The 16,440-nt window shown below is 70.8% G+C and carries 16 protein-coding genes; 2 read left to right on the top strand and 14 right to left on the bottom strand.

What is annotated here, in order from left to right:
* The first annotated feature begins 57 nt into the window (after positions 1-57).
* Positions 58-1,272, top strand: a complete 1,215-nt coding sequence (locus QMX80_RS06045) for a glycosyltransferase (RefSeq protein ID WP_282275898.1) — start codon at positions 58-60, stop codon at positions 1,270-1,272.
* Between the two features lie 74 nt (positions 1,273-1,346).
* On the opposite strand, the gene QMX80_RS06040 is transcribed toward QMX80_RS06045, so the two are convergent.
* The 5 genes from QMX80_RS06040 to QMX80_RS06020 all read right to left on the bottom strand — a co-directional run bounded on the left by QMX80_RS06040 (position 1,347) and on the right by QMX80_RS06020 (position 7,992).
* Positions 1,347-1,892, bottom strand: a complete 546-nt coding sequence (locus tag QMX80_RS06040; RefSeq protein WP_282275897.1) for a hypothetical protein — start codon at positions 1,890-1,892, stop codon at positions 1,347-1,349.
* 189 nt (positions 1,893-2,081) lie between these two features.
* The gene (locus QMX80_RS06035; protein ID WP_282275933.1) at positions 2,082-5,255 is read right to left on the bottom strand and encodes a CusA/CzcA family heavy metal efflux RND transporter; all 3,174 of its coding nucleotides are present in this window, start codon (positions 5,253-5,255) and stop codon (positions 2,082-2,084) included.
* A gap of 19 nt (positions 5,256-5,274) precedes the next feature.
* Entirely contained in the window at positions 5,275-6,261 is a 987-nt protein-coding gene (locus tag QMX80_RS06030) for an efflux RND transporter periplasmic adaptor subunit (RefSeq protein WP_282275895.1), read from the bottom strand.
* Entirely contained in the window at positions 6,258-7,529 is a 1,272-nt protein-coding gene (locus tag QMX80_RS06025; RefSeq protein ID WP_282275893.1) for a TolC family protein, read from the bottom strand. The genes QMX80_RS06030 and QMX80_RS06025 overlap by 4 nt, the downstream gene beginning before the upstream one ends.
* 55 nt (positions 7,530-7,584) lie before the next feature.
* On the bottom strand, positions 7,585-7,992 hold the full coding sequence (locus QMX80_RS06020; RefSeq protein ID WP_282275891.1) for a hypothetical protein: 408 nt from the start codon (positions 7,990-7,992) through the stop codon (positions 7,585-7,587).
* Between the two features lie 36 nt (positions 7,993-8,028).
* Here QMX80_RS06020 and QMX80_RS06015 point away from each other — a divergent pair, with 36 nt between their 5' ends.
* Positions 8,029-8,538, top strand: a complete 510-nt coding sequence (locus QMX80_RS06015) for a TIGR03067 domain-containing protein (RefSeq protein ID WP_282275890.1) — start codon at positions 8,029-8,031, stop codon at positions 8,536-8,538.
* A gap of 96 nt (positions 8,539-8,634) precedes the next feature.
* Here the strand turns inward: QMX80_RS06015 and QMX80_RS06010 are convergent, their stop codons facing one another.
* The 9 genes from QMX80_RS06010 to QMX80_RS05970 form a co-directional block, all read right to left on the bottom strand.
* Positions 8,635-10,422, bottom strand: coding sequence for a DUF885 family protein (locus QMX80_RS06010; protein ID WP_282275888.1), 1,788 nt, complete (start codon positions 10,420-10,422; stop codon positions 8,635-8,637).
* A gap of 160 nt (positions 10,423-10,582) precedes the next feature.
* A complete protein-coding gene (locus QMX80_RS06005; RefSeq protein WP_273081594.1) occupies positions 10,583-10,921 on the bottom strand; it encodes a lipid-A-disaccharide synthase N-terminal domain-containing protein in 339 nt (112 codons plus the stop codon).
* Positions 10,918-11,640 carry a glycosyltransferase family 2 protein gene (locus QMX80_RS06000; protein WP_055767248.1) on the bottom strand — a complete coding sequence of 241 codons (723 nt, stop codon included), beginning with the start codon at positions 11,638-11,640 and terminating at the stop codon, positions 10,918-10,920. Before QMX80_RS06000 ends, QMX80_RS06005 begins: the two co-directional genes overlap by 4 nt.
* Before the next feature lie 69 nt (positions 11,641-11,709).
* Positions 11,710-12,675 carry an SDR family NAD(P)-dependent oxidoreductase gene (locus QMX80_RS05995; protein WP_057505008.1) on the bottom strand — a complete coding sequence of 322 codons (966 nt, stop codon included), beginning with the start codon at positions 12,673-12,675 and terminating at the stop codon, positions 11,710-11,712.
* A gap of 286 nt (positions 12,676-12,961) precedes the next feature.
* A complete protein-coding gene (locus QMX80_RS05990; RefSeq protein ID WP_055767252.1) occupies positions 12,962-13,264 on the bottom strand; it encodes a helix-hairpin-helix domain-containing protein in 303 nt (100 codons plus the stop codon).
* A gap of 32 nt (positions 13,265-13,296) precedes the next feature.
* Positions 13,297-14,211 (bottom strand): ParB/RepB/Spo0J family partition protein, encoded by a 915-nt coding sequence (locus tag QMX80_RS05985; RefSeq protein WP_055767256.1) that lies wholly within the window; start codon positions 14,209-14,211, stop codon positions 13,297-13,299.
* Positions 14,211-15,008: a ParA family protein gene (locus QMX80_RS05980; RefSeq protein WP_055767259.1), complete on the bottom strand. Its 798-nt coding sequence runs from the start codon at positions 15,006-15,008 to the stop codon at positions 14,211-14,213. The genes QMX80_RS05985 and QMX80_RS05980 overlap by 1 nt, the downstream gene beginning before the upstream one ends.
* Positions 15,009-15,182: 174 nt before the next feature.
* Positions 15,183-15,821, bottom strand: coding sequence for a 16S rRNA (guanine(527)-N(7))-methyltransferase RsmG (gene rsmG / locus QMX80_RS05975; protein ID WP_282275881.1), 639 nt, complete (start codon positions 15,819-15,821; stop codon positions 15,183-15,185).
* Positions 15,822-15,909: 88 nt separating this feature from the next.
* Positions 15,910-16,440: urea transporter (locus QMX80_RS05970; RefSeq protein WP_282275880.1), on the bottom strand; the 531-nt coding region annotated here is incomplete at its 5' end.

Raw genomic sequence — 16,440 nt, 5'->3', positions numbered from 1 at the left:
ATGCGTGCTGTACGCCGCGATGGCAAGTTGTCCACAGACACCCACCCCGGAGGCCCGATGCGACTGCTGGCACTGACCTACGGCACCGAAGGCGACACCCGGCCCCTGGCCGCGCTGTGCCATGGCCTGATCGGCGCCGGCCATCCAGCCACCCTGCTGGCCGACGGCGGCACCCTGGACAGCGCGCGGGCGCTCGGCGTGCCGCACGCGGCGCTGGAGGGCGACATCCGCCAGGAGATCGGCGCCCTGGTCGCCGGCGGCAGCGGCGTGGCCGCCGCCGCCCGCGGGCTGGCCGGCCTGGCCCGGCGGCATATCGCCGGCTGGACGCAGCAGGCCGATGCCGCCGCGCGGGAGTGCGATGCGATCCTGACCGGGGGCCTGGCCGCCTTCGTCGGCATGAGCGTGGCCGAGCGCCACGGCCTGCCGCTGATCGGCACCGGCATGATCCCGCTGACGCCGACCCGCGCCTTCCCCTCGCCGTTCCTGCCGCCGGGGCGGATCGCCGACTGGCTCGGCCGCGCCAGCCATGGACTGGTCAACGGCCTGATCTGGCGCCAGTTCCGCGGCCCGCTCAACCGCGCCCGGCAGCAGGTGCTGGGCCTGCCGCCGCGCCGCTCGCTGTGGACCAGCCAGCCGATGCTGTACGGCATTTCGCCCAGCCTGCTGCCGCGTCCGGACGATTGGCCGGCCGACCACCGCATCTGCGGCCAGTGGCGCCTGCCGGAAACGGAGTGGGTGCCGCCCGCCGATCTGCAGGCCTTCCTCGATGCCGGCCCGCCGCCGGTCTACCTCGGGTTCGGCAGCATGGCCGGATTCGACCGCGAAAAGGTACTGCCGGCCCTGCTGGCCGCGCTGGCACCGCGCCGCGTCCTGCTGTTTCCCGGCTGGGCCGGGTTGCCCGACACGCCGCTGCCGGACAATGTCTTCGTGACCGGACCGGCGCCGCATGAGGCGCTGTTGCCACGCTGTGCGCTGGCGATCCACCACGGCGGCAGCGGCACTTCGCATTCGGCCTGCCGCGCCGGCGTGCCCTCGCTGGTGATGCCGTTCGCCGGCGACCAGTTCTTCTGGGCCGACCGCCTGCGGCGGCTCGGCGTGGCACCGCCCGCGCTGTCGCCGAAACGGCTGGACGGCCCGACGCTGGCCAAGGCCATCGCCTTCGCCGAGCAGGCGCAGACCCGCGCCAATGCCACCGCCCTCGGGCAGGCGATGGCCGCCGAGGACGGCGTGGCGACCGCGGTGGCGGCGATCGAAGCGCTGGCGCGGCGCTGACGCCGGCCTGGGATCCGGCGCAGGGCGAGCCGCAACACCGGGCGTCGGCCCCGGCCGGCCGTGCCGGGGCCGGATCAATCGCCCAGCAGCCGCCCGGAAATCTCCAGCGCCCGCGCCGCGTCCAAAGGCGCGGAGTTGCCGGCCTGGTTGACCAGCATGACCTCGGCATCGGGCAGGTGCAGCCAGAAGGTCACCGATACCGCGCCAGCGTCATGCTCCGTGCGGATCGCCGCGGCCCCGCCGCGGCGCTCGAACGCCGGCGCCGGGACCGGCGTGATGCCGCTGCCCGCGGGCGAACCGTCATCCACCGGCACCGGCCCGATGCCGGGGGCCACACGCGCCTGCACGCTGAACGAGCGCCCCGTCGATATATCCCACCAGGCGCACTGAAGGTCGTCATCGGCGGGCTGCGGATCGCCCGGCACCGGCTCCATGCCGCCGATCAGCCCGCCCAGCGTGGCGGCCAGGGCGTCGCAGCCGGTGATTGCCAGGCGCGACACCGGCGCCGGGGACGCCGCCGGCGTGACAGCGCCTCCACCAGGGGGCGCATCGGCGTCAGTACCGGGCGAGCAGGCAGCCAGCAGCAACAGGACCGGCAATGAGGTGGGGAATAGGCGCACGACGTTCTCCGTGGGACAGGTCTGGAACCAGCCTGCATGCTGCGTCATTCCCGTGACCGTTATCCGAGCGCTTCATTCAGATACCGGCCACGATTGGATTCGTGTTCCCGCTTCCCACGCCGGCGCGACCGTCGAACGGCGGCCACGCCGGCGGGAAAAGCCGCGCCCGCCTGCGCGGGCCCGGCGGCGTCACGCCTCGCGGCGATGCAGCCAGCGGTACAGCACCGGCAACACCAGCAGGGTCAGCAGGGTGGAGGACACGATGCCGCCGATCACCACGGTGGCCAGCGGGCGCTGCACCTCCGAGCCGGCGCCGACGTTGAAGGCCATCGGCACGAAGCCCAGCGAGGCCACCAGCGCGGTCATCAGCACCGGCCGCAGGCGGCCCAGCGCACCCTCGCGCACGGCCTCCAGCAACGGGCGTCCCTGCCCGCGCAGGCTGCGCACGAAGCTGATCATCACCAGCCCGTTGAGCACCGCCACCCCGGACAGCGCGATGAAGCCCACGCCCGCGGAAATCGACAGCGGGATGCCGCGCAGCGCCAGCGCCAGCACGCCGCCGGTCAGCGCCAGCGGCACGCCGCTGAACACGATGGCCGCGTCCCTGCCCGAGCCGAACGCCCAGAACAGCATCGCGAAGATCAGCGCCAGCGTCACCGGCACCACCACCGCCAGGCGCTGGCTGGCCGAGATCAGCTGCTCGAAGCTGCCGCCGTAGTCGATCCAGTAGCCGGGCGGCAGTCGCACGCCGGCGTCGATCGCCTGCTGCAGCTCGCCCACGAAACCGCCCAGGTCGCGGTCGCGCACATTGGCGGTGACCACGATGCGGCGCTTGCCGTTGTCGCGGTTGATCTGGTTCGGGCCTTCGCTGGTGTCGATGCGCGCCAGTTCGCGCAGCGGCACCGTGCGCGGGTTGCCGGTGAACGCGCCGGCGGCGCCGGTGCGGCTCAGCTCGTCGGCATTGCCGCTGGCCAACGCGGTTTCCAGCGACACCGGCAGGTCCGCCAGCGCCGCCGGGTCCTGTCGCAGTTCCTCGGGCAGGCGCACCACGATGTCGAAGCGGCGGTCGCCCTCGAACAGCTGTCCCGCCACCTGCCCGCCCACCGCGGTGGCGACGGTGGACTGCACCTGGCCCGGGTTGAGGCCGTAGCCGGCGAGCTTCTGCCGGTCCGGAGTGACGGTGAGCAGCGGCAGGCCGCTGGTCTGCTCCAGCCGCACGTCCGCGGCGCCGGGCACGCCGGCGGCCACCTTCTCGATGCGCCGGCCCACCTCCATCAGTGTGTCCAGGTCGTCGCCGTACAGCATCACCGCCACGTCGGCGCGCACGCCGGAGATCAGCTCGTTCATGCGCATCTGGATGGGCTGGGTGAACTCGTAGTTGTTGCCCGGCAGTTCCTCCACCGCCTCCTCCAGCTCGGCCAGCAGGCGCGCGCGCGGCTTGCGCGGGTCCGGCCATTGCCCGCGCGGCTTCATCATGATGAAGGTGTCGGCCACCGACGGCGGCATCGGGTCGGAGGCCACTTCCGGCGTGCCGATCTTGGAGAACACCTTGGCCACTTCCGGGAACTGCAGCAGGCGCTGCTCGATCTGCTGCTGCATCTGCACCGATTGGGTCAGGCTGGTGCCGGGAATGCGCATGGCGTGCATCGCCACGTCGCCCTCGTCGAGGTTGGGCACGAACTCGCTGCCCAGCCGGGTCGCCAGCAGGCCGCAGCCGACCGCCAGTACCAGCGCGCCGGCCACCATCCAGCGGCCGCGGCGCAGGGCGAAGTCCAGCAGCGGCTGGTAGCGTCGGCGCAGCCAGCCCATCAGCCGGTTCTCCTTCTCCTGCACGCGGCCGCCGAGGAACAGCGCGATCGCCGCCGGCACGAAGGTCAGGCACAGCAGCATCGCGCCGCTCAGCGCCAGCACCACGGTGATCGCCATGGGGTGGAACATTTTCCCTTCCACACCGGTGAGGGCGAAGATCGGCAGGTACACGGCCGTGATGATGCCCAGGCCGAACAGGCTCGGGCGGATCACCTCGGCGGTGGCGGCCGCGGTTTCGGCGAAGCGTTCGGCACGCGTCATCGCCCGGCCCAGCGCATGCGTGCGTTCGCCGAAACGGCGCAGGCAGTTCTCGATGATGATCACCGCGCCGTCCACGATCAGGCCGAAGTCCAGCGCGCCCAGGCTCATCAGGTTGGCCGACACGCCCCCGCGCGCCATGCCGGTGAGCGTGAACAGCATCGCCAGCGGAATCACCGCGGCGGTGATCAGCGCCGCGCGGAGGTTGCCCAGCAGCAGGAACAGCACCACGATCACCAGCAGCGCGCCTTCCAGCAGGTTCTTCGCAACGGTCTGGATGGTGCGGTCCACCAGCGCGGTGCGGTCGTAGCTGGCGGTGACGGTGACGCCTTCAGGCAGGCTGCGCTGCGCCTGTTCCAGCCTTGCCGCCGCGGCCTGCGCCACGTCGCGGCTGTTGGCGCCGACCAGCATCACCACCGTACCCATCACCACTTCGTGGCCGTTCTGGGTGGCCGCGCCGCTGCGCAGCTCGGGGCCATCGGCGACCGTCGCCACGTCGTGCACATGGATCGGCACGCCTTCGCGGCGGTCGAGCACGATGTTGCCGATCTGCTCCAGGTCGGCGACCTGGCCGGGCACGCGCACCAGGAACTGCTGGCCATTGCGCTCGATGTAGCCGGCGCCCACGTTCTGGTTGTTGGCCTGCACCGCGGCGGCGACGTCCTCCAGGGTGAAGCCCAGCGCGCGCAGCCGCGCCGGATCCGGGGTGATGTGCACCTGGCGCTGGAAACCGCCGATGGTGTTGACCTCGGTGACGCCGGGCACGTTGCGCAGCTGCGGGCGGATCACCCAGTCCTGCAGGGTGCGCAGGTCGGTGGCGGTATAGGCGCTGCCATCGGCCTTGCGCGCCTTCGGGTCGGCATCGATGGTGTACATGAAGATCTCGCCCAGGCCGGTGGCGATCGGCCCGAGCTGCGGATCCAGGCCGTCCGGGATCTGCGAGCGCGCCTGCTGCAGGCGTTCGGCCACCTGCTGGCGGGCGAAGTAGATGTCCGTGCCATCCTCGAACACCACCGTCACCTGCGACAGCCCATAGCGCGACAGCGAACGTACGTTCTCCATCTTCGGCAGCCCGGCCAGCACCGTCTCCACCGGGAAGGTGATGCGCTGTTCGGTCTCCAGCGGCGAGAAGCCCGGTGCGGCGGTGTTGATCTGCACCTGCACGTTGGTGATGTCGGGAGTGGCATCGATCGGCAGCCGGGTGAAGCTCCAGGCGCCGAGCAGCACCAGTGCGCCGCTGAGCAGCAGCATCAGCCAGCGATGGGCGATGGCTGCGCCGACGATGCGTTCGAGCAGGCCGGCGCGCGGCGTGAGGTCAGTGCTCATGGCCTGCCCCCGCCTTGCCGATGTCGGCCTTCACCGTGTAGCTCTGCTCGACGACCACCTCCTCGCCGGCCTGCAGGCCGGCGCTGACCGCCACCTGCCGCGCGTCGCGCGCGCCGAGCGCGACCGGCCGCGCCTGGTAGGTTTCGCCCTCGCGCACGAACACCACGTCGCGGCCGTCCATGCTCTGCAGCGCGGTCAGCGGCACCACGATGTCGGCCGGCGTGCTGGTCACGACGATGCGCGCACGCACCGCCGCGCCCGGCCGCCACAGGCCGTCGGCGTTGTCCACCGTGGCGCGCGCCACGGTGCTCTGGCTGGCGGTGGCGGTGCCCGGCAGCACGCGCTCGAGCGTGGTGGCCTGGCTGACGCCATCGGTCATGCGGGTGACGGTGACCGGCACGCCGGCGGTGATGTGCTGGGTATCGGCGCCGAAGATGTGCAGGTCCACCCACAGCTGCGAGAGATCGCCGATCTCGAACAGCAGCTGGCCTTCGCCGGCGACGCCGCCCACTTGGGCCTGGCGCGACAGCACCACACCGGAAATCGGCGCGCTGATGCCGTAGGTGGTCAGGCTCAGGTTGCTGTCGATGCTGGCCAGCGGCTGGCCGGCGCGCACGCGGTCGCCGACGTTGGCGCGCAGCGCGCGGATCGGGCCGGGGAAACGCGCGGTGACCTGCGCCATGCGCCCGTCGATGGGCGCCAGCAGGCCCTGCACGTCGTGCTCGTCGGCGATCGTGCCCGGGCCCGCGACGGCGCTGACGATGCCGGCGGCCTTCGCGCGCGCGGCCGGGATGGTGGTCTGTTCGGGTGCGCCTTCTTCGTCGGCGTGGTCGTCGCCATCGGCATGGCCGGGGCTGTCCTGGATGGCGTCCTTGGCGGCAGTGTCGGGATTGCCGCCGCAGGCGGCAAGCGCGGCCAGCAACACGGCCAGCGCAGCTGGGCGGAACAGCGGGGAAAGCGGCAGGGAGGCCTTCATGGCGTGTTTCCTTCGGAAGCGGTGGCGACCAGGGGTTGCCCGGTCAGGCGCTGGATTTCGATCAGGGCGGTCTGCGCGGCGAGCGCGGCATCGAGCTGGCGTTGCCGCGCCTCGATGCGCATGGCCTGCAGCTGCGCCCACTCCAGGTAGCTGATGGCGCCTGCGCGCCAGGCGGTTTCGGCGGCCTTCTCGGCGCGCTGCAGCTGCGGCAGCACGTCGCTGTCCATGCGCGCCACTTCCAGCCGCGCGGTGCCGTAGCGGCCATGGGCCTCGGCCAGCGTCGCGTACAGCTGCAGCGCGCGCGATTCGCGCTCCACCGCGCTCATTGCAAGTTCGGACTGGGCGGCGCGGATTTCCGGTGCGGCGCGACGGGCGCTGCCCAGCGGCAGGCTGAAGCCGCCGACCAGCGCGGTGTCGCTGCTGGCGCGGTTGTTGCGCACGCCCAGCTGCCAGGACAGGTCGCTGCGCAGCTGGCTACGCGCCAGCTGCAGCTGCGCCTCGCGTACGCGCGCTTCGCCGGCGACCACCGCCAGTTCCGGCGTGTCGGACAACAGTGCCGCCAGCTGCTGGAAATCCTGCAGCGCCGGCAGCCGCAGCGGGTCGCCGCTGATCTCGGCGAAATCGGCTTCGCGCGCGTTCCACAAGGCGGCCAGCGCCATCCGTGCGGCGCGTTCGGCTTCATCGGCACGGTCGCGGTCCAGTTCGGCCTGGGCCAGCGCGGCCTGCGCGGTCATCAGCGTGGACGCCGGCGAAGCGCCGGCCTGCAACCGCAGGCGCGCGGCGGCGACCGCACGGCGGCGCTGCTCGATGTCGTCCAGCGCGATCCGGCGCTGGCCGCGCGCGGCGGTGATGGCCAGGTAGCGACGCGCCACTTCGGCCATCAGGTCCAGGCGGGTGATCTCGCGCTGCGGGGCCAGCGCATCGATGTTGGCCTGCGCCAGCGTGCGGCGCGCGTCCAGCTTGCCGCCGCGCTCGAGCACGCCGGCCAGCGAGACGGTGATCTCGGCGGCATCGAAGCCGCGGCTGTCGCCGCTGCCCAGGGCGTTCTCGATGTCCACGCCGAACACCAGCGGCGGCTTGAGGCCGGCGCCGTCACGGCGGGCCAGGGCGGCGACGCGCTGCAGTTCGGGCAGGCGCAGGTCGGGATGGGTGCGGGCGACGCGGCTGACCGCCTCGTCCAGGGTCAAGGGTGCAGGCGGCGACGGCACCTGCGCGATGGCGCACGGTGCGATCGCCAGGGCCGCGAGCGCGGCCAGGCGTTTCCACATGGGGAATCTCCGGTTTTCGGCAAGGGATCGGGACGTCCGCGCGGCGGACGGCGGATCAGGCCGGAATCGGAGGACGCAGCAGGCTTTCCGTAGGCGCCGGGCGCCAGCGGGTGTCGTGCGGGGTGGCGCCGGTGGCGGCAGGCGGCATCGCCACGTCCCAGGCCACCGCGGCGAACGGCAGCACGCCGCCGTGGCCGTGGCAGTGGCCGCAATGCACCAGCGCGTGCAGCAGGCGGGCGCTGCCGTCGGCCTCGTCGTGGCCGGTATCGGCTTCCAGCACCGGATCGTGCACGGCGACAGGATGATCGGCGTGGCTCATCGCGTGCAGCTCGCCCAGCGCCGAGGCCAGTGCGCCGCCGGCGGTGCCGAGCGTGACCACCACCAGCACCAGCAGGCGGAGCAGCAGCGACGGCGGACGGCGGCGCAGGAACGCGATCATGCGCGGCAGGGTAGCCGCGGCCACGCGCGTTACACAATCGCAGGGCGCCATCGCCGCCAGGTGCTCGAGCCTGGCGGGCGCGTCCGCGCTACCCTGCCGGCACAGGTGCGCGGAGCACTCTGGACGGATTCGATCCTCATTGCCGACAACACGAACACGGGGCGCCTCATGCAGGCACGCATCGATGAAGAGCTGCGGAAATTCCAGGGCACCTGGGTACAGATCAGGTGCGAAGCCGATGGCGTCGAGAATCCCCCGGATGAATTCGGCGACCGGCCGCTTACCACCTTCTCCGGAAACACCTATGTCGTGACGCTCCCGGATGGAAAGGTCGTCCTGGAAGGCCATTTCACCATTGACCCGTCCCGGGAACCCAGCGCCGTCGATTGGACCGACACGTGCGGAACCGACAGGAACAGGACGTTCCCCGCGATCTATGCCTTCAACGGCGACCAGCTGATGTTCGTCGCCGCGGACGAAGGAAGGGAGCGCCCGAAGGTTTTCCGGAGCGGCCGCGGAGAAACACTACGGGTCCATCGCCGGATATCGCCGGCCGATGCCGCCCGGTGACAGGATGCGGCTTTACCGCCGGCCAACCGCACGACCCTGGAAAACCCGCACCACAAGGCTGGGTGCGGGCGGCTGCAAACCCGGATCGTCGGGCAGTCAGGCCTTCTTGCGTTCCTCGATGTAGGCCCTGATCTGGCTTTCCAGCACCGGCAGCGGCACCGAGCCCTGCTTGAGCACGGCGTCGTGGAAGGACTTCACGTCGAACCTGTCGCCCAGCTCCTTCTCAGCCTGCGCGCGCAGCTTGACGATGGTGATCTCGCCCAGCTTGTAGCTCAGCGCCTGCGCCGGCCAGGAGATGTAGCGGTCGACCTCGGTGGTCACCTCATGCTCGCTCAGCGCGGTGTGGTCGCGCAGGTAGGCGATGGCGCGCTCGCGGCTCCAGCCGTAGTGGTGCACGCCGGTGTCGATGACCAGGCGGCAGGCGCGCCACATCTCGTAGGTCAGGCGCCCGAAATCCTCGTACGGGGTTTCGTAGATGCCCATCTCGATGCCGAGCTTCTCGCTGTACAGGCCCCAGCCCTCGCCGTAGGCGGAGATGTAGGCGCCGCGGCGGAAGTCCGGCTGCTCGCCCTGCTCGGCGGCGAGCGCGCCCTGCAGCGCGTGGCCCGGGTCGGATTCATGCAGGGTCAGCGCCGGCAGGTTGTACAGCGGGCGCGCCGGCAGGTTGTAGGTGTTGACCCAGTAGGTGCCCATGCCGCCGCGGCCGGCGGTCCAGAACGGCGCGATGTCCGGCGGCACCGGCACGATGGTGAAGCGCGCGCGCGGCAGGGTCATGAACTTGCCGATCACCCCGTCCACGCGCTTGGAGATCCATGCCGCGCGCCACAGCAGCTCCTCCGGCGTCTTCGCGTAGAACTGCGGATCGGTGCGCAGGAATTCGAGGAAATCGGCGAAGCGGGTCTGCTCGCTCTTTCCCTTGAAGTCCAGCTTGTCGATGATTGCGTTCATTTCCTGCTGGATGCGGTTGACCTCGCTCAGGCCCAGCGCGTGGATCTGCTGCGGGCTCATGTCCAGCGTGGTGTATTCGCGGATCTGCTGGCGGTAGAACGCCTTGCCGCCGGGCATCTTCTCCGCGGCCAGGGTGGTGCGCGCCTGCGGCACGTACTCCTGGCGGAAGAACGCCAGCAGCTTGCCGAAGGCGGGGATCACGCTGCCGCCGATCGCCTGCTGTGCCTCTTCGCGCAGCTTCTGCTGCTCGTCGGCGGGAATGCCGGACGGCAGCTTCCTGAAGGGCGCGTACAGCGGCGACTGCGCCGGATCCTTGAGCTCGGCCACGGTCGAGATCGACACGTCGCGGCCTTCCAGCACCGCGCGCGGCACGCTGAAACCGCGCTCCAGGCCAGCGCGCATGTTGGCCGTCTGCTGGTCGAAGTAGCGCGGCACGTCGTTCAGGCGCGCGATGTAGTTGCGGTAGTCCTGCGCGGTCTTCATCTCGCGCCGGGCCATGAAGCCCAGGTTCGACCAGAACGAGGAATCCGAATTGAACGGCATCTCGTAGGCGCGCAGGCGCACCTCGTCGGCCAGGTTCTCGACCTGGTACTTGTAGATGGCGTAATTGACCTGGTTCTCGGCCGAGAGCGTGGCCGGGTCGACGGTCTTGAGCTGCTCCAGTACGTCGTCCCAGACCTTGAGCCGCGCCTGCTGCGCCTCCGCGCCGACGTCCGGCAGGCGGGTGGCGTTGGCCGGGCCGTCCTCGTCCTCGCTGGCCTCGCCGCCACCGGTCTGGCGCCAGGCCCATTCCTTCTCGTAGATCGCCTTGAACCGCGCATCGGCGCTCTGCGCGGCCAGCGTGGCGGGCGCGGACGCCTTCGTGGGCGCGGCGTGGACGACGGCGCCCGGCAGGGCAAGGGCGAGCAGCAGGGCGAGGGACAGGGTGGTTTTCACGTACGGCGGACTCTTCGGGAAGCAGGGTCCGATCATGTCACCGGCGACCCGCCCGTGCATGGTTCGAAAGTCCTGCCCACGGAACCGCCGCCGCAGACCGCAAGCCGCGGCGCCGCCCGGGAAGCGCAGGGACGCCGGAACCGGGCCCTGCCCGGACCGCTCAGTGCCCGGCCTTGTCCCGTTTCCAGCCGCGGTGGCGGATGTCCAGGTACAGGCTGTACAGCGCGGTGAAGGTCGGGAACAGGTTGCCGAGGATGCCCACCGCGTCGTTCTTGCCGAACACGAAGTAGCTCAGCGTCATCAGGCTGCCGAAGATGCTCATGTACCAGAACAGGCGCGGGATCACCGGCTTGCCCTGGCGCTTGCTGGCGATGAACTGCACCAGCCAGCGGCCGCCGAACATCAGGGTGCCGGTCAGGCCGATCAGCTTCCACGGCGACATGTGCACGCCGGTCCACTCCAGCCACCCCAGCGGCTGGTTCATGAAATCCATGCTCAGACCTCCTCCACCGCCGTGCGCCTGCTGCGCACGATCAGCCAGGCCACGCCGCGCAGGTCGCGGATGCCGACCAGGGCGCGGCCGAGGTTGTTGTACTTGGACACGCCGGCGGTGCGGTGGCGGTGGTTGACCGGCACGCTGGTGGTCTGCCAGCCGGCGCGCTGCATCAGCGCCGGCAGGTAACGGTGCATGTGGTCGAAGTACGGCAGGTCGAGGAAGGACGCGCGCTCGAACAGCTTGATGCCGCAGCCGGTGTCGGGGGTGTCGTCGCGCAGCATGCGCGCGCGGATGCGGTTGGCCCAGCGGCTGGCCCAGCGCTTGGAGCCGGAGTCCTGGCGGTTGACGCGCCAGCCGGCGAACAGCTTGACCCCGGGGTCGGCGGCGTCGCGCGCGGCCAGCAGTTTCGGGATGTCGGCCGGGTCGTTCTGGCCGTCGCCGTCGAGGGTGGCGATCCACGGCGCACGCGCCGCCTTCACCCCGGTGCGCACGGCGGTGCTCTGCCCGCTCTGGCTGACGTGGTGCAGCACGCGCAGTTCCGGGTTGGCGGCCTTGAGCGACTGCAGCACCTGCAGGGTGTCATCCCTGGAGTTGTCGTCGACATAGACGATCTCGAACGCCACCCGCCCGCGCAGCGCGGCGGTGATCTCGCCGACCAGGGGCGCGACGTTGTCGCGTTCGTTGAAGACGGGGACGACCACCGAAAGTGCGGGTTGGTTCATCGCGGGTATCCGTTCGTGCGGTGTAGGGGGAGCGCGCATTTTCCTGCACGCCGCTGGATGGAAGATGAGTCAGGCCGCGGCGCCGAAGTAATCGCGGCACCAGGCCACCACCGGCGGCAGGCCGGCCTCGATCGGCGTGGCCGGGTCGAAGCCGAAGGCGGCGCGCGCGCGCGCGGTATCGGCCATGGTCTCCACCATGTCGCCCGGCTGCATCGGCTTGTAGACCTTCTGCGCAGGACGGCCGGCGGCCGTGGCGATCACCTCGATGAAGCGCTCCAGCTCCACCGGCGTGTGGTTGCCGAGGTTGAACACCCGGTGCGGCACGGCGTCCTCCGAAGGATGGTCGAGCGCACCGAGGATACCGGCGACGATGTCGGAAACATGCGTGAAGTCGCGGCGCATGCGGCCTTCGTTGAACACCTCGATCGGCCGCCCGGCCAGCACCGCGCGCGAGAACAGCAGCGGCGCCATGTCCGGCCGGCCCCACGGGCCATACACGGTGAAGAAGCGCAGGCCGGTGGCACGCAAGCCGTACAGCTGCGCATAGGTATGGGCCATCAGCTCGTTGGCCGCCTTGGTCGCCGCGTACAGCGAGCGCGGCTGGTCCACGCGCTGGTCCTCGGAGAACGGCGGCGTGGCCGAATCGCCGTAGACCGAACTGCTCGACGCATAGACCAGGTGCCGCACGCCGCGGTGGCGGCACAGTTCCAGCATGTTGACGAAGCCGACCAGGTTGCTGTCGACATAGGCATGCGGGTTCTGCAGCGAATAGCGCACGCCGGCCTGTGCGGCCAGGTGGATCACCCGCGTGGGCCGGATCTCGTCGAACAGCGCGGCCAGGCCGTCGCGGTCGGTCAGGTCCAGCGCGCGGATGTCGGCCTGCGGGCACAGCGCGGCAACGCGGTCGCGCTTGATCTGCGGGTCGTAGTAGTCGTTGTAGTTGTCCAGCCCGACCACGCGCTCGCCGCGCGCGGCAAGGGCCTGGCAGGTGTAGGCGCCGATGAAACCGGCGGCGCCGGTGACGAGAGTGGTCATCTGGTTTTCCAGGAACTTGCGGGATTCAAAGCCCCTCTCCCTTCGGGGCGAGAGGAGCGGTTTGCGAACCAACGGTCCGCTGCTGCCCGGACGCCCCTGCGTTGGCGGGAGGGTACGGGCAAAGCCTCGTGCAGTACGTTACTTGAACCGCAACCTCCCGGTTGTTCCCCATCCGGACGCGCGGCGAGGCGAGGCGCTGATCATCGTGGTTGCCGGCAAGCGCCTGCGACGCACTTTCACCCGCCCCTTCGGGGCGCCCTCTCCCGACGGGAGATGGCAGAACAGGTCACAGCGTCATTGGATCCTTGGCCAGCGCCCGCTTGCGCTCGGCGCTGAAGGCCCACCACGGCTGCGGCGCTTCGCCGGCCATGAAGCGCACGACCGACAGGAACACGTCGATCACGCAGGGGTCGTGCATCACGCCCGTCTTCAGGCACAGCTGCGCGTACATGTCGTAGGGATCACGCCCGCGCAGGTGCGCGGGAACCCGGATCCCGATCAGACGGAGATCCTTTTCACAGGCCGGCCCGACATTCGGCAGGTCGGTCAGACGCAACAGGTGATTGCGGTCGACCTTGGTGGGGTTCATTGCCTTGCATACACCTCGGGAAGTAGGGAACGTCAGCCTTGCCGACGGGTACGCAGCCTTTCCAGCACGCCGTCGAGCGTGTCCAGGTCGGTGTAGTGGATGACCAGCTTGCCCTTGCCGCCGCGGCCGTGGTTGATCGCGACCCGGGTGCCCAGCGACTCGGACAGTTCGGTCTCCAGCGAGGCGATGTCGGCCTGCGGCGCGGCCGGCTTGGGCTTGGCGTTGCGCGCGCCCGGCACCTTGCCGGCGGCGAACTGCTGGGCGCGATGCTCGACCTCGCGCACCGACCAGCCTTCGTCGGCCGCGTCCTGCGCCAGCTTGGTCGCCAGTTCCGGCGCCAGCGTCAGCAGCGCGCGGGCGTGGCCCATTTCCAGGCGGCGGCTTTCCAGCAGCACGCGCACGCCGATGGGCAGGTCGATCAGGCGCAGCAGGTTGGACACCGAGGCGCGCGAACGGCCCACCGCCTGCGCGGCTTCGGCATGGGTCAGCGAGAATTCGGAGATCAGCCGCTGCAGCGCTTCGGCTTCCTCCAGCGGGTTGAGGTCTTCGCGCTGGATGTTCTCGATCAGCGCCATGGCGATGACGGTGCGGTCTTCCAGTTCGCGCACCACCACCGGCACTTCGTCCAGCCCGGCCAGGCGCGAGGCGCGCCAGCGGCGTTCGCCGGCGACGATCTCGTACCTGCCACCCTCGACCTGGCGCACCAGGATCGGCTGGATCACGCCCTGCGCCTTGATCGATTCGGACAGCTCGCCCAGCTTGGCTTCGTCCATCTCCCGGCGCGGCTGGTACTTGCCCGGCTGCAGCAGGTCGATCTGCAGCTTGCGCAGCACTTCGCCCGGCTGCGGTTCGGCCACGGCCGCCACCGATACCGGCGTCACCGCGCCCTTGGGGCCCAGCAGCGCGTCCAGGCCACGGCCCAGGCCGCGTTTCTTTGCAGCGCTCATCAGACAGCCTCCACGGCCCTGACGGCCCTGTTGCGTTCATCGGTGCGGCGGATGAGCTCTCCCGCCAGGCCGAGGTAGGCCACGCCGCCGCGCGAGGTGCGGTCGTAGCCGACGATGCTCTGGCCGTGGCTCGGCGCCTCGGCCAGGCGCACGTTGCGCGGCACGATGGTGCGGAACACGCGGTCGCCGAAATGCCCGGTGAGCTCGGCCGACACCGCGTTGGCCAGGTTGTTGCGCACGTCGAACATGGTGCGCAGCACGCCTTCGATCTCCAGGCTGGGGTTCAGGCTGCCGCGCAACGCCTCGATGGTCTCCACCAGCGCGCTAAGGCCTTCCAGCGCGTAGTACTCGCACTGCATCGGCACCAGCACCGAGTCGGCGGCGGCCAGCGCGTTGAGCGTCAGCAGCGACAACGCCGGCGGGCAGTCGATCAGGATGAAGTCGTAGTCGCCGCGGATCGGCGCCAGCGCGCGCTTGAGGCGCTGCTCGCGGCCTTCCTGCTCCATCAGCTGGATCTCGGCCGCGGTCAGGTCGATGTTGCCCGGCAGCAGGTCATAGCCTTCGGGCGCCTTCACCCGGATGTCGGCGGCGCTGCTCTCGCCCAGCAGCAGGTCGCAGGTGGATGCGGCGACCTCGCGCTTGTCCACGCCGCTGCCCATGGTCGCGTTGCCCTGTGAATCCAGGTCGACCAGCAGCACGCGCCGCGGCGCCGCGGCGAGGGCGGCGGCCAGGTTCACGGCGGTGGTGGTCTTGCCGACGCCGCCTTTCTGGTTGGCGATGGCGATGATGCGAGCCATGCGGGTGGGCCTCATGGGCTGGAAGGTTGGGACTGGGCATTATGCGGGCTGGGGGCCGGATCGGGGAAATCCGCGCCGGCCACGCCTCCCGCAGGAGCGGCTTCAGCGGCCAAAGGCTTCACCGGGAGATCCCCATCGCGGCTGAAGCCGCTCCCGCGCAAGGCCGCGGGGCCTTCAGGTGCGGCTGCACACCACCAGGTGGCGCTCGCCCACCAGCCCCGGCACCTGCAGCGGACGCACTTCGAGTACGCGCCAGTCGGCGGGCAGTGCGGCGATTTCCTCGTGCGGGTGCACGCCCTTCATCGCCAGAAGGTGGCCGCCGGGGCGCAGCAGGTGGCCGCCGACCGCGACGATGCCGGCCAGGGTGTCCATGGCGCGGGCGGTCAGGTTGTCGTAGGCGGCCGGCTCGTCCAGCGCCTCGGCGCGCGACTCGGCCACGCGTGCGTTGTCCAGGCCGAGCTGGCGCACGGCCTCGCGCAGGAAGCGCGCCTTCTTGCCGTTGCTTTCCACCAGCGTCACCCGCAGCTGCGGGCGGGCGATGGCCAGCGGGATGCCGGGCAGCCCGGGGCCGGTGCCGAGGTCGGCCAGGGTGCCGGACTCGATGTGCGGCACCATCGCCAGCGAATCGAGCAGGTGGCGGGTGACCATCTCGCGCGGATCGCGGATCGCAGTGAGGTTGTAGGTGCGGTTCCAGCGCACCAGCAGGGCCAGATAGGCAAGCAGCGGCTCGGCCAGCGCGGCGTCCAGGCCCATCGTCCGCAGGCCGTTCGCCAGATCGCTGCCGACTTCAGGCGGTAGGGAGGTGTCGTTCATGTGCGGATTATCGCAGAGCCGGGGAGCGGGTCAGGAGCGACGCGAGGAAGCAGGCCGCCCTGGCCCGGGCAGCGCGCCACCGGCCGCCTCACGGCGCGCGCAGACGGGGAAACAACGGGCCTGCGGCGACGAAACACCAGGTGACCAGCACGAACGGCAGGGTCAACGCCGGCATGCCGATCGGCTCCAGCGCCGCCGATGCGTCGGCGAACACCACTGCGGTGAGGACCGCGCCCAGCAGGGCGTAGCCCGCCGCCGTGGCGTTGGCGGCGAAGAACACGCCGTACAGCGCGATGGCGGTCAATGCCGGATTGAACCCGAAGGCACCGGCGCGGATCGCCGGCTCGGCCGCGCCCATGCCCCACGCCACCAGCAGGCCGCCCAGCGAACCGGCCAGTGCCGCCAAGAACGCGAGCCGCGACGCGACCAGCAGGCCGATCGCGAACAGCACGCCGGTGACGACATTGCCCTGGAAGAAGACCTGGGCAAGGCCGTTGAACAGGCCTTCGACCACCGTCGAGAAGGTCACGATGCCTTCCACCGCCGTCGCCTTCGGCAGGCCGGCGGTGGGCAGGGAGCCGGTGGAGTGCAGCTGGCCGAAGCGCGCGCAGGCCAGCAC

The sequence above is a fragment of the Stenotrophomonas sp. PS02297 genome (genome assembly GCF_029959705.1).
GTDB lineage: Bacteria > Pseudomonadota > Gammaproteobacteria > Xanthomonadales > Xanthomonadaceae > Stenotrophomonas > Stenotrophomonas nitritireducens.
Note: the sequence above shows the minus strand (reverse complement) of the source record. Positions and strands in the feature narration are given on the sequence as shown.